The organism is Candidatus Poriferisodalis sp., from assembly GCF_965262965.1.
Taxonomy (GTDB): domain Bacteria; phylum Actinomycetota; class Acidimicrobiia; order Acidimicrobiales; family Poriferisodalaceae; genus Poriferisodalis.
Window position 1 is genome coordinate 2,556,108 of record NZ_OZ253573.1, and the last position, 11,871, is coordinate 2,567,978.

General features: G+C 66.1%; 14 protein-coding genes. All 14 read right to left on the reverse strand.

Annotated elements, in window-relative coordinates:
• Nucleotides 1-4: 4 nt before the first annotated feature.
• On the reverse strand, nucleotides 5-304 hold the full coding sequence (gene nuoK, locus ACQY5K_RS12290; protein WP_419921447.1) for an NADH-quinone oxidoreductase subunit NuoK: 300 nt from the start codon (nucleotides 302-304) through the stop codon (nucleotides 5-7).
• Nucleotides 305-322: 18 nt separating this feature from the next.
• Nucleotides 323-817: an NADH-quinone oxidoreductase subunit J family protein gene (locus tag ACQY5K_RS12295; protein ID WP_419921448.1), complete on the reverse strand. Its 495-nt coding sequence runs from the start codon at nucleotides 815-817 to the stop codon at nucleotides 323-325.
• 11 nt (nucleotides 818-828) lie between these two features.
• The gene (locus ACQY5K_RS12300; RefSeq protein ID WP_428115643.1) at nucleotides 829-1,446 is read right to left on the reverse strand and encodes a NuoI/complex I 23 kDa subunit family protein; all 618 of its coding nucleotides are present in this window, start codon (nucleotides 1,444-1,446) and stop codon (nucleotides 829-831) included.
• A 16-nt stretch (nucleotides 1,447-1,462) separates the two neighbouring features.
• Entirely contained in the window at nucleotides 1,463-2,494 is a 1,032-nt protein-coding gene (locus ACQY5K_RS12305) for a complex I subunit 1/NuoH family protein (protein WP_428115646.1), read from the reverse strand.
• Entirely contained in the window at nucleotides 2,491-3,672 is a 1,182-nt protein-coding gene (locus ACQY5K_RS12310; protein ID WP_419921451.1) for an NADH-quinone oxidoreductase subunit D, read from the reverse strand. The genes ACQY5K_RS12305 and ACQY5K_RS12310 overlap by 4 nt, the downstream gene beginning before the upstream one ends.
• Entirely contained in the window at nucleotides 3,669-4,382 is a 714-nt protein-coding gene (locus ACQY5K_RS12315; protein ID WP_428115649.1) for an NADH-quinone oxidoreductase subunit C, read from the reverse strand. The genes ACQY5K_RS12310 and ACQY5K_RS12315 overlap by 4 nt, the downstream gene beginning before the upstream one ends.
• 2 nt (nucleotides 4,383-4,384) lie before the next feature.
• Nucleotides 4,385-4,978 carry an NADH-quinone oxidoreductase subunit NuoB gene (gene nuoB / locus ACQY5K_RS12320; protein ID WP_428115651.1) on the reverse strand — a complete coding sequence of 198 codons (594 nt, stop codon included), beginning with the start codon at nucleotides 4,976-4,978 and terminating at the stop codon, nucleotides 4,385-4,387.
• 21 nt (nucleotides 4,979-4,999) lie between these two features.
• Nucleotides 5,000-5,374 (reverse strand): NADH-quinone oxidoreductase subunit A, encoded by a 375-nt coding sequence (locus ACQY5K_RS12325; protein WP_428115653.1) that lies wholly within the window; start codon nucleotides 5,372-5,374, stop codon nucleotides 5,000-5,002.
• Nucleotides 5,375-5,465: 91 nt separating this feature from the next.
• A complete protein-coding gene (locus ACQY5K_RS12330) occupies nucleotides 5,466-6,005 on the reverse strand; it encodes a PfkB family carbohydrate kinase (RefSeq protein ID WP_428115656.1) in 540 nt (179 codons plus the stop codon).
• Nucleotides 6,006-6,041: 36 nt separating this feature from the next.
• Nucleotides 6,042-6,377: a twitching motility protein PilT gene (locus tag ACQY5K_RS12335; protein WP_428115658.1), complete on the reverse strand. Its 336-nt coding sequence runs from the start codon at nucleotides 6,375-6,377 to the stop codon at nucleotides 6,042-6,044.
• 56 nt (nucleotides 6,378-6,433) lie between these two features.
• On the reverse strand, nucleotides 6,434-6,658 hold the full coding sequence (locus ACQY5K_RS12340; RefSeq protein ID WP_428115661.1) for a hypothetical protein: 225 nt from the start codon (nucleotides 6,656-6,658) through the stop codon (nucleotides 6,434-6,436).
• Between the two features lie 71 nt (nucleotides 6,659-6,729).
• Nucleotides 6,730-8,316 carry an NADH-quinone oxidoreductase subunit N gene (locus tag ACQY5K_RS12345; RefSeq protein ID WP_428115664.1) on the reverse strand — a complete coding sequence of 529 codons (1,587 nt, stop codon included), beginning with the start codon at nucleotides 8,314-8,316 and terminating at the stop codon, nucleotides 6,730-6,732.
• Nucleotides 8,316-9,953 carry a complex I subunit 4 family protein gene (locus tag ACQY5K_RS12350; protein ID WP_428115667.1) on the reverse strand — a complete coding sequence of 546 codons (1,638 nt, stop codon included), beginning with the start codon at nucleotides 9,951-9,953 and terminating at the stop codon, nucleotides 8,316-8,318. Before ACQY5K_RS12350 ends, ACQY5K_RS12345 begins: the two co-directional genes overlap by 1 nt.
• The gene (gene nuoL, locus ACQY5K_RS12355; RefSeq protein WP_428115670.1) at nucleotides 9,950-11,869 is read right to left on the reverse strand and encodes an NADH-quinone oxidoreductase subunit L; all 1,920 of its coding nucleotides are present in this window, start codon (nucleotides 11,867-11,869) and stop codon (nucleotides 9,950-9,952) included. Before nuoL ends, ACQY5K_RS12350 begins: the two co-directional genes overlap by 4 nt.
• Nucleotides 11,870-11,871 lie beyond the last annotated feature (2 nt).

Consider the following 11,871-nt stretch of genomic DNA (forward strand, 5'->3'; position numbering starts at 1 on the left):
GCGTTCAGCCCTTCATGAGGTCGAACTCGTCGACCGCGATCGATTTGCGGTTGCGGTACAGCAGCAGAACGATGGCCAGGCCCACGCCGGCCTCTGCGGCTGCCACCGCGATGACAAACAGGGCGAACACCTGCCCCGACACCACGTCGTGCTGCACCCCGAATGCCACAAGGTTGAGGTTCACTGCGTTCAGCATCAGCTCGATGGACATCAGCACCATCACGGCGTTGCGACGCGCCAGCACGCCATACACGCCCACGGCGAACAGCACCGCACCAAGCAGCAGGAACTGGTTCAGCAACACGTGATCACCTCGTTTCCGTCAGTCCCGACGCGCCAGCACAACGGCGCCGATCAGCGCTGCGAGCAGCAGCACTGAGACGGCCTCGAACGGGATGATGTACTGCGAGAAGACCGAGTCCCCCACGTCCGCTGTCCGAAAGACGTGGCCGTCGTCGCGCAGTGAGTCGCTGCCGAACTCATTCAGCAGGGCGTAGACCACCACGCCACCGAGCGCGACGGCGGCGATGACGGCGACCGGCCACGACGGGCCGGTCATCTGGGGCGTTCGCCCTATGGGCGCTCGGGTGAGCATGATGCCGAACAGGAACAGCACCATCACTGCGCCGATGTAGACGAGCACCTGTGTCGTGGCGATGAACTCGGCAGTGAGCAGTATGTACTGCGCGCCCAGCCCGCCCAGCACTGCCACGAGGAACAGGGCCGCGTGCACGACGTTGCGCGTCGTCACCATGCCGACCGCGGCCAGCACGACAGCTGCCGCGATGATGCCGAAGGCAATGTTCTGCGCAATCATCCCCGCAGCCCCTACCCGTCGGCCTCAACGGCTGCCGGCACTGCATCATCGGCGCCCAGCTTGCGCACGGGCGCCATGTCATCGGGTCCGAAGGAGGGCACGTCGCGGACCTTCTGCTCCGAGCCGGGCTCGTAGGCACCGAAATCCGGAACGGTCTCCATCCACTCGCCGAGGCGAATGCGGTCGTGCAGCAGGTCGGCGATGCTTGGTTCGGAGTATTCGTACTCAGGCGTCCAGAACAGTGCATCGAACGGGCAGACCTCGACGCAGATGCCGCAGTACATGCACAGCGCGTAGTCGATGTCGAACCGGTCGACGAAATTGACCGTGCGGGCCTTGCCGCCGGCGCGCCGAGGCGGCGCCTTGACCTTGTGACCCTCGATGTAAATGCACCAATCCGGACATGACCGCGAGCACAGCATGCAGGCCGTGCAGTTCTCCTCGTGCAGTGCGATGACACCGCGTGCGCGGTCGGGAGGTGCTTCCTTCTCGTGCGGGTACTGGACGGTGACCGCGCCCTTCTGCGGGGCGGGGATCAGCGTGCGCAGGCCGCGATTTGGGAACAGCGTGCGCAGGGCAGTCTTGCCCGTGACGCCGAGTCCTTTGACCAAGCCTGGCAGCAGTGACATCTAGAACCTGCCCATCTCAAAACACGACCTTGAAGATTCCGGTCAGAACGATATTCGCGAGCGCCAGCGGGATCAGCACCTTCCACGCGAACTTCTGCAGCTGGTCCTCGCGCAGCCGCGGGTACGTGAAGCGGACCCAGAAGATCAGCATCGACACCAAGAGGATCTTGCCGAGCATCACCCCCGGTCCGAGGACGTTGAGGATCGGGGCGTCGATGGCGAAGCCGGGAATCCACCAGCCGCCCAGGAACATGACCGATGCCAGCGCTGCGAACGCAAACGCCGTGCCGAACTCGGCCATGAAGAACAGCAGGAAGCGAAAGCCCGTGTATTCGATGTGGAAACCGCCGACGAGCTCGGTCTCAGCGACGGGCATGTCGAACGGGGTCTGAGTCAGCTCAGCCTGCGCGGAGATCATGAAGATCAAGAAGCCCGCGAACTGGGTGAGGATGAACGGGTTGCCGATCCAGCCGATGCCGAAGATCTCGCCGGAGGCCTGAGCCTCGATGATCGTTTGCAGGTTGAGCGAGTCGGCCTGGATGACCACGCCCATGACGGCAAGGATCAGCGGCAGCTCGTAGGCGATGAGCTGGCCCGCCGCCCGCAGGCCACCGAGCAACGCGTACTTGTTGGCTGACGCCCAGCCAGCCATGAGGATGCCCAGCACCGACAGCGACGAGACCGCCATGGCGTAGAAGATCCCTGTGTCGAGCGCTTCGACGACAGCGTCGGGGCCCATCGGCAGCACGACGTACAGCAAGAACGTGGAGGCCAGCACCACCACCGGTGCCAAGCGGAAGACCCGCCGGTCGGCGGCGGCGGGATTGATGTCCTCCTTCTGGAGGAACTTCACTGCTTCGGCAATGAGCTGCAACGAGCCGTATGGGCCGGTGTCGTTGGGCCCCAGCCGGCTCTGCATGAACGCCATCATCTTGAACAGGAACAGGTAGACCAAGATGAGCGAGGCCGTCGGGATGACGGCCAGCGCAATGCCCAACTTGATGCTGGTCTCGGCCCAGTAGGCCAGTCCCACGAGCTCAGGGCTCACCGGTCGATGTCCCCGAGGATGAAGTACAGCGAGCCCAAGATGGTGATGATGTCGGGCACGTAGGTACCGCGCATCACCCACGGCACGATCGAGATGTTGCTGAAGCTGGGCGTGCGAATCTTCACCCGGAACGGCCCCAGCCCGCCCTTGGAGACGACGTAGTAGCCCATCTCTCCGAGCGGATTCTCAGTGGACACGTACGCCTCGCCGGCGGGCACCTTGATGATCCGAGGCACCTTGGCCATGATCGGTCCGGACGGGATGCCATCGAGCAGCTTGTCGACGATTCGGGTGGCCTCGCGTGTCTCCTGCAGCCGCACCCAGTAGCGGGCGAACGAGTCGCCGCCGGGGTGCGTCCAGACACGCCAGTCGATCTGATCCCACGCCAGGCCGGGGTTGGCGTCGCGGCGCAGGTCCCAGTCGACGCCGCTGGCACGCAGGTTGGCACCGGACAGGCCGTAGCTGAGCGCCACCTCAGGTGGGATGATGCCGACGCCACGGCACCGGGCCTGGAAGATCTCATTGCCGACGAGCAGGTCCTCCATCTCGTCGCAGAACTCGCGCATCTTGGTCATGACGGCATGCGTCTCGGCGATCCAGCCCCGGGGCAGATCGTCCTTGAGGCCGCCGATGCGGTCGAAGTTGGGGTGGAAGCGCCCGCCGGTGACCTCTTCGATCTGGTTGAGGACTCGTTCGCGGTCGCGAAAGGCGAAGAACACCGGGGTCAGTGCGCCGACCTGCACGCCCATGTCGCCGAGGAACAGCGACACGTTGGCGATGCGGCTCAGCTCGAACAGGATCGTGCGGATCCACTGCGCTCGGGGCGGTGCGGTGACGCCCATGAGCTGCTCGGCGGCCAGGATGAACGGCACTTCGTTGGCGAAACTGCCCAGCCAGTCGATGCGGTTGATGAGGGTGGTGCACTGCGGGAAGGTGCGGACCTCGCACAGCTTCTCGTATCCGCGGTGCATGTAGCCCATGACCGGGTCAGCCGTAATGACCTGTTCGCCGTCAAGCTGGCAGGCGATGCGCAGTGTGCCGTGCGTGGCAGGGTGCTGCGGCCCGATGTTGAGCAGCATGTCGCCGGTGTCGAGCTCGACATTGACGCGGGCGTCGGCCGCCTGAGCAGCGACGTAGGCCTGCTGTTCACGCAATGTCGCCGCGGAGGACCGGCTCATCCGGCTGCACCTGACGCTTCGAACTCGGCCATTACCTCGGCCTCGAGCTGGGCTTCGAGCTCGGGCGGGATTTCCTCGATGTCCACCACGCCCGGCCACGGCTTCACGGCACGGGCCAGCAGGGGGAAATCCTTGCGCAGCGGATGGCCTTCGAACTCGGTCGGCAGGTAGATATGCGCCAAGTTGGGGTGGCCTTCGAAATGGATGCCGAACATCTCGTGCGCCTCGCGCTCGTGCCAGTCAGCGCCGTCGAACACGTCGGTGATCGTCGGCACCGCTGCCGGCGCGCCGTCGACGTCGGGGATGTCGGACTTGATGATGATCGCTTGGTGCCGGGTGGGAGCGTGCAGGTGGGCGAGGAGCTCGAAGCGGGCTTCGCCGCCGCCGTGGCGCACGGTCTGTTCGGCGGTCGAACTGGACGCGTCGTCATCATCGAACGTGTCGTCGAACTCGGTGTCCTCGTAGCGGCCTTCGGGGGCGTCTGACCAGTCGATCGCCGACAGGAAGCCGAAGTAGTTGAAGCCGGCGTCGCGCAGCGACTGCATTGCGGTGTGCCAGTGCTCGAAGTCGATACGGACCCAGAGGTTCTGACCGGGCTGGATATGTGTCTCGGCAACGGCATCGCCGAGCAGTTCGCAAAGCTCGGCCGCGAGCGCAGTTCGCGCTTCGTCGACGAGCGCGTCGCCAGCCTGTGCGTCGTCGTCGGCCATGCCTACACCTGCACCGCGCTCACCGCTGGCGCCGGAGGCGGCACCGCGCTCACCGCTGGCGCCGGAGGCGGCACCCGTGTCGGTGCCGGCGCCGGGGTCGGCACCACGATGGGCTCACCCTTCCAGCGTTCAGCGATGTCCTCGCGCTGGATCCGTTCCTGCAGCAGCACAATGCCTTCGAGCAACGCCTCGGGGCGAGGCGGGCAACCCGGGACATACACGTCTACCGGAATGATCTGGTCGACGCCCTTGGTCACCGAGTAGCTGTCCCAATAGGGGCCGCCGCAGTTGGCGCACGAGCCCATCGAGATCACGTACTTCGGCTCAGGCATCTGCTCGTACAGGCGGCGAATGACCGGTGCCATCTTGTCGGTGACCGTGCCGGACACGACCACGAGGTCGGCTTGGCGCGGGCTGGCCGGAAGCGGGATGACGCCGAGACGCATCACGTCGTAGCGAGGTGAGCCGAATGCGGCACCCATCTCGATGGCGCAGCACGCCAAACCCCACTGGTACACCCACAGCGAGCGGGCGCGCCCGAAGTTCAGCAGCCACGAGAGCGGCTTGGGCAGCTTGACCTTGTCAACGAGTGCCATCGAGCTGTTCCCCTCAGACCTTCACACCCACCGCAGGACGCCCTTGCGCCATGCGTAGAAGAGGCCCAGGACCAAGATGAAGATAAAGATGGCCATCTCGACGAGGCCGAACAGGGCGTAGACCTCGAGTCGCGTCGCCCAGGGGAAGATGAACACGGCCTCCACGTCGAAGAGCACGAAGAGCACTGCGAAGACGTAGTAGCGGATCTGGCTCTGGGTCCAGTCGCTGCCGACAGGGTCGACGCCGCTCTCGTATGCGATGAGTTTCTGGCGTGTGGGGCGCTGCGGGCGCAGGAGGCGAGCGATGCCGAGCATGGCGGCCGCCATCCCAACTGCCGCTGCTCCGAAGATGGCGACGGTGAGGTAGCTCCGCCACAGCTCGGACAGGTCGGACACGGCTCGCAACGCTAGCCAGTCAGCCTGGCTCTATGCCACTGTTGCAGGCCAGCCGCGCGACCGGCCCGCAGCCTGAGTTCCGCACCGGTGCTCAGAGCTCGTCGAGATACGGCGGATCGGCTCCCGCACGAGAGCACGTGATGGCCGCCACGGCTGCTGCGCGACCTCCGATCCCTGCCCAATCGGCTGTCGACAGAGTCGCCATCGCGGCCGGGCGACCGGCGACATTCAGCTCCCATAGCGACGCCAGCACATCAGCGGTATGCCCACGGAACATCCCCAGCGTGCCGCCGTGCACGATGTGCGGTCCGGACCCCAACACCGTCAGATTCACCTCATCGAGACAGGCGTCAGCCGTGTCGTCGCCCTCGAAGCGGAAGCTCAGCTTCGATGTGTGCTCGACGATTGCGCGTGCGGTCGGCTCGGACCCGCGCTGGCACGCGCGCACGTCGACCCGATTCCTCTCGAGGTGCGCCCAGATCATCTCGCCGTAGGAATCCGTCGAAACCCGACCCACGAACGCGCTCGGCACTCCGAGACGCGCAGCCGCCACCGCGACGTTGAGCGGCCCGCCGCCCAGCACCGCATCGGGCACCAGGTCGACAAGCGCCTCGCGACAACTGACGATCACCTTCTCGCCGCCCGGTCGCTGACGAAGCGGCTTCGGTCATACACCGATGATGCTCACCCGCGCATCCAGCGCGGAGGTCAGAGTTTCGATGTCGTCGGGGTCCGACGTTGCGATGGCGGTGTGAGTGTGATGCGCGAATTCTGCAGCCGCTACGGCTACTGAGGCATCGATCACGTCGGCTGTGCCGGTGCCTGCGCAGAGCCGGCCACAGGCGCGGGCAATGGGGCCATCGAGAACAACTTCATCGCAGTGCATCAGGGCGCGAGACAGCAGCGCCTGACGTCGGCCGTCGCGCCACGCCTGGGCGATAACACCTGCCGGAGCTGCCACGATGTCGCCAGCTTCTTCTGCCGCGTGCAGCCGCGCCCACATAGCGCGATCGTCTCGATCAAGCGCGATGAGCGCCCCGGCGCCAAGCACCAGAGCGGTCAATGACCCAGCTCTGCTCGCGCTCGGGCCAATTCAGCCTCAGTGAACGTCCCATGGGTGGCTTCCCAGTCGGCAATCACGTCGCGAAGGCCCCGCGTGACAAGCCGGCGACGTGCCGCATCAGCCAGCCAAGCAGACATGTTCTGGTCATCTGCCGCGGCGGCCTCACGAACAGCACCGGTGAGACCCGCCTCAAACGAGATAGTCAGTCGTTCAGTCGCCACGACCTGGATCATACTTCTTCATAACAGCGCTTGTCGCCCGATTTTGCAGCTTCCGCGAGAGCCGGGGTCGACTACGGGACGAGGGCGAAGACTGCGTCGGTGCTCCATTCGAGGAGTCGCTGGGGCAGCACGCCGACGATCACGGTCACTGCGACGGCGATGGCGATGGCAAACACCGAGGTCATGGGCAAGCCGCCCCAGCGCGGGCGGGCGGCTCGGGCGCGCACCGGCGCTTCGTCGACGTCGCTGTCGGGCGCATACATCGCGAGCACGACGCGCAGGTAGGCGAACGCGCTCACCACCGCTGTGACCATGGCGACCGCAGCAAGGACGTAGCCCTTGCCTCCGACAGCGGCGCGGATGACTTCGAACTTGGCGACGAAGCCGGATGTGAGCGGCACGCCGGCCTGGGCCAGCAGCAGCACAGCGAACGCAAGCGCCAGCACGGGACGCCGACGAGCCAATCCGCCATAGCGGCTGAGCGGGTGCTGTTCGACGGCGTCCGGCGAGGGCACGCCCAAAGACGCCATCACCGACAGCACGGCAAAGCTGCCGAGCGCCATGAACGAGTAGGCAACGAGGTAGAACACCGCTGACGAGACCGCTCCATGGTCGACGATCACGAGCACCTGCGGTGCCTCGTCTCCGACGGCGACAGCCCACCATCCGATTCCACCCGCCGCGGAGAGGCCGACGAGCACGAAGCCTGCGTGGCTGATCGAGCTGAATGCCAGCATGCGCTTCACGTCAGTTTGGGTGATGGCCATCACGGCGCCGACGGCGAGGGTCGCGAAGGCGAGGCCCACCACGATCGGTGCCCATGCGACGCGATGGGGGCCGAACGCCACGAACAGCACGCGCGCCAGCGCAGCGAATCCGGCGGCCTTCGCGATCGACGCCAAGTAGCCGGTGACGGGGCTCGGAGCGCCCTGATAGACGTCGGGCGCCCAGAAGTGGAACGGCACCGCGGCCACCTTGAAGCCCAAGCCCACCAGCAGCAGTGCAATGCCCGCGAGCAGCAAGTGCTCATCCAGCAGCCAGTGGCTCTCCAGGAACTCACCGATATGGCTGAGGCGGGTGCTGCCCGTGGAGCCATAGACCAGCGCGATGCCGTAGAGGAAGAATGCCGAGCTGAACGCGCCGAGCACGAAGTACTTCATTGCCGACTCGCGTGCTGTGGCGCGGCGACCGGCAAGCGCGATCAGCACGTACAGGGCGATCGACAGCGACTCCAGGCCCAAGAACAGAACGATGAGATCGTTCGCGCCGACCATCACGACTGCTCCGGCGGCAGATGCCAGCAACAGCGCGGCGAATTCGGGCGGTGTCATGCCGTAACGGTCCAGCGCGCTGTGGGCCACCAGCGCGGTCATGACCACGCCGGCGCCGATCAGCATCGTGAGCAGCAGGCTGAAACCATCGCTCACGAACGCTCCAGCCAGGGTGGAGCGCGCCGTAAAGCCTGCGGAGTTCCACTGGATCACTGCGATGACCCCGACGGCCGCGCCGGTCGCCACCGACGTGCATGTGGAGACCCAGGCGGGCAGCGCACGCGGGGCAAGCGACGACGCCAGCAAGAGGCCGAGCACCATGGCCACCAGGACGATCTGAGGGCTCAGCACCCACCAGTCGACAGCCGGCGATTCGAAGCTGGTCATCAGTGCTCGTCCTCGCTGTGCCCAGCGTCGCTGTGCTCGCCTTCACTGGACTCAGCATCGGCGTGTTCGCCAGAATCGCGAACCACCACCGGGACTGCGGGATCAGCCAGCTTGAAGTCGCTGTGCAGCTCGAGGTGCGCCAGCAGCTTGTCAGCAGCAGGTTCGACGGCGTTGAGCAGCGGCTTGGGGTACACGCCGAGTGCCACCACCGCGACGACAAACGGCGCGAGCGTTGCCAGCTCGCCCCGGCGCAGGTCGGGGGTTTTTCGATCGGCTGCAGCCGGCGGTCCGTGGAACACCCGCTGGTAGGCCCACAGCAGGTAGATCGCCGCCAGGATCACACCTGTCGCTGCGATGACGGTCCACCAGCGCCGGGTCTCGAACGAGCCGATCAGGATCAAGAACTCGCCGACGAAGCCGTTCAGGCCTGGTACGCCGATCGACGACAGCATGATGACGGTGAATACGCCCGCGAACACGGGCGCCGCGGACTGGATGCCTGCGAGCTCGTCGATCCGGCGGGTGTGGCGCCGCTCGTACAGCATTCCGACCAGCAGGAACAACGCACCGGTGCTGATGCCGTGGTTGACCATTTGGATCACGCCGCCGCTGACGGCCTGAGCAGTGAAAGCGAAGATGCCCAGCACGATGAAGCCCATGTGCGCTACCGACGAGTAGGCCACGAGGCGTTTGAGGTCACGCTGCATCGCCGCGGTAATGGCACCCCAGATCACGCCGACCACACCCACGGTGACCAGCACGGGCGCCGCCCAGTCGGAGGCTTCGGGAAACAGGTACAGCCCGAAGCGCAGAAGGCCGTAGGTGCCCAGCTTCAGCATGACGGCGGCCAGAACCACCGAGCCCGCCGTCGGGGCCTCGGTGTGCGCATCGGGAAGCCACGTGTGCAGCGGCACCACGGGCACCTTGACCAGGAAGGCGATCGCGAACGCCACGAAACACAGCCGCGCAGTGTTTTGGGCAAGACCCTGGGTGGTGGCGAGCGTCACCAAGTCGAAGGTCAACCCGCTGTCGGGTGAGCCGAGCACCGCCGTGGCCACGATGGCGACCAGCAGCAGCGCCGAGCCGGCCATCGTGTAGAGGAAGAACTTCATCGCCGCGTAGCGGCGGCCCTCATAGCCCCAGCCTGCGATCAGCAGGTACATGGGCACCAGCACGACCTCGAACATCACGAAGAACACGAAGAGGTCGAGCGCCACGAATGCGCCGATCGAGCCGGCCTGCAACAGCAGCATCCAGGCCGTGTACGGCTTGGGGTTGTGGTGCGGATCGACGCCGGCAAGCACGATCGGCACCACCAGGCTGGTCAGCACCACCAGCCACAACGAGATGCCGTCCACGCCGACGTGCCACGAGATACCCAGCGCGGGAATCCACGACACGGTGCTCTCGAATTGGAAGCTCCCGTTCGCGGCATCGAACTGCCACGCCAACGACAGCGACAGCGCGCCGGCAATTGCTGCGAAGAGGGTGCCGAGCGGCCGAGCCAGGTCGGGTCGGCTGCGCGGCAGCAGCGCCACGACCGCGGCCCCCACAGCGGGCACCAAGATGAGCGCGTTCAACAGCGGGAATCCACCCGCGGCGCTATCGGCTGCGGCGAGCAACGCGGCCCCGCTCATAGGGCAACTCGCAGTGCCAGCCAGATGACGAGCACGACGGCTCCGACAGCAACGCCCGATGCATAGTGGCGCAGGTAGCCCGACTGCAGCGGTCGGACCATGCGGCCGACGAAGCGCGCGAGCCAGCCGACTCCGTCGACGGCGCCGTCCACGAAGCGCTTGTCAGCCTTCGCTGCGGCATCGAACGCAGCCATCCCAGGACCGCCCACGAACTTCGAGATCGAGGAGTCGACGTAGAACACGTTCTCGAGCAGCGCAGGTTCCAAACGCTCGGTCGGGATGCGGGAGCGGAGCCACGCGGCGACGGCGACAGCGATGCCGCCGACCGCGGCAATGGTCGCCACGAGCGCCAGCGCGAGCTTGGTGGCAGTCGGCGAAGAGAAATGATGGGCGTGCGCGAACACCGGGTCCAAGAAGTGCTCGAGCACCAGCCAATCACCCACCAGCGGCAGGTTGATCACGCCGCCGACCGCAGCTGCGCCAGCCAGCACCACGAGCGGCAGCGTCATCGTTGCCGGCGACTCGTGCGGGTGGACCTTGTCGTCCCACCGCTGGCCCCCGAAGAACACCAGGAACGTCTGGCGGCTCATGTAGTACGCGGTGAGCAGGGCCGTCACGAGACCCACGATCCACAGCAGATGTCCGACGCGCAGCGGTCCGGCGATGATGTCGGGCTGCTCCCATGCAGCCAGCAGGATCTCGTCCTTCGACCAGAAGCCGGAAAACGGGGGGACGCCGGCAATGGCCAGCCATCCCACGATGAAAGTGCCCGCGGTGATCGGCATGGCGATTCGCAGCCCACCCATCCGGCGCATGTCCTGCTCGTCGCCCATGCCGTGGATGACCGAGCCCGAGCCCAAGAACAGCAGACCCTTGAAGAACGCATGCGTGACCACATGGAAGATGGCCGCCACGTACGCGCCCGAGCCGATCGCGAGAAACATGTACCCGAGCTGGCTGATTGTGGAGTACGCCAGCACCTTCTTGATGTCGTGCTGCGCCACGGCACCCAACGCTGCGAACAGCGCCGTGGCCGCGCCCACAATGGCGATGATGAGCAAGGCGTCGTCGGTCAGCACCGGGTTCAGCCGCACCAGCAGGTAGACGCCCGCGGTCACCATCGTGGCCGCATGCACCATCGCCGAGACCGGCGTGGGGCCTTCCATCGCATCGGGCAGCCAGACGTACAGCGGTAGCTGCGCAGACTTGCCGGCGGCCGCCAGCAGCAGCAGCAGCGACACGGCCGTTCCGGTCCCGTTGGCCAAGGCGGGCGCGGTCGCGGCCAAGCCCGTGTACGACACTGTGCCGAGCGTGGTCCACAGCCAGAACGTGGCGACCATGAATCCGAAGTCGCCGATCCGATTGGTGACGAAGGCTTTCTTGCCCGCCGTTGCCGCAGTCGGCCGCTCGTGCCAGAACGAGATCAGCAAGTAGGAGCAGGTGCCCACGCCCTCCCAGCCCAAGAACGTCACGACGAGGTTGTCGCCGAGCACCAGCATGAGCATCGAGAACAGGAACAGGTTCAGGTACAGGAAGAACTTGGAGTACTTCGGGTCGCCCGCCATGTAGCCGACCGAATACAGGTGGATGAGCGTGCCGACGCCGGTGACGAACAGCGCCATCGTCATCGACAGCGGGTCGACCAGCAGCGCGGCATCTACCTCGAGGCCGCCGATGGGCATCCACTCGAACAGCGTCGAGGTGTGCCAACGGCCACCGCGGCCGCCGGCACCCCCTGCGGCGGCATCGAGTCCGAGCAGTCCGCCGAAGGTGATCAGGGTGACCAAGAACGAGCCCGCGCTGGCGGCGGTCGCCAGCCCGCCGGCTCGAGGCTCGCCGATGCGCGGTCCCGCCAGCAGCAGGACGGCAAACCCGGCCAGAGGCAGCGCGGGGATGAGCCAGACCAGTTCGACCACGA

Bases quoted from the DNA above. Each gene is read 5' to 3' on its own strand.
- ACQY5K_RS12335 (WP_428115658.1), bottom strand. From the start codon at position 6,377: ATGTGGGCGCGGCTGCACGCGGCAGAAGAAGCTGGCGACATCGTGGCA.
- ACQY5K_RS12350 (WP_428115667.1), bottom strand. From the start codon at position 9,953: ATGAGCGGGGCCGCGTTGCTCGCCGCAGCCGATAGCGCCGCGGGTGGA.
- nuoB (WP_428115651.1), bottom strand. From the start codon at position 4,978: ATGGCACTCGTTGACAAGGTCAAGCTGCCCAAGCCGCTCTCGTGGCTG.
- ACQY5K_RS12345 (WP_428115664.1), bottom strand. From the start codon at position 8,316: ATGACCAGCTTCGAATCGCCGGCTGTCGACTGGTGGGTGCTGAGCCCT.
- ACQY5K_RS12310 (WP_419921451.1), bottom strand. From the start codon at position 3,672: ATGAGCCGGTCCTCCGCGGCGACATTGCGTGAACAGCAGGCCTACGTC.
- ACQY5K_RS12295 (WP_419921448.1), bottom strand. From the start codon at position 817: ATGATTGCGCAGAACATTGCCTTCGGCATCATCGCGGCAGCTGTCGTG.
- ACQY5K_RS12300 (WP_428115643.1), bottom strand. From the start codon at position 1,446: ATGTCACTGCTGCCAGGCTTGGTCAAAGGACTCGGCGTCACGGGCAAG.
- ACQY5K_RS12315 (WP_428115649.1), bottom strand. From the start codon at position 4,382: ATGGCCGACGACGACGCACAGGCTGGCGACGCGCTCGTCGACGAAGCG.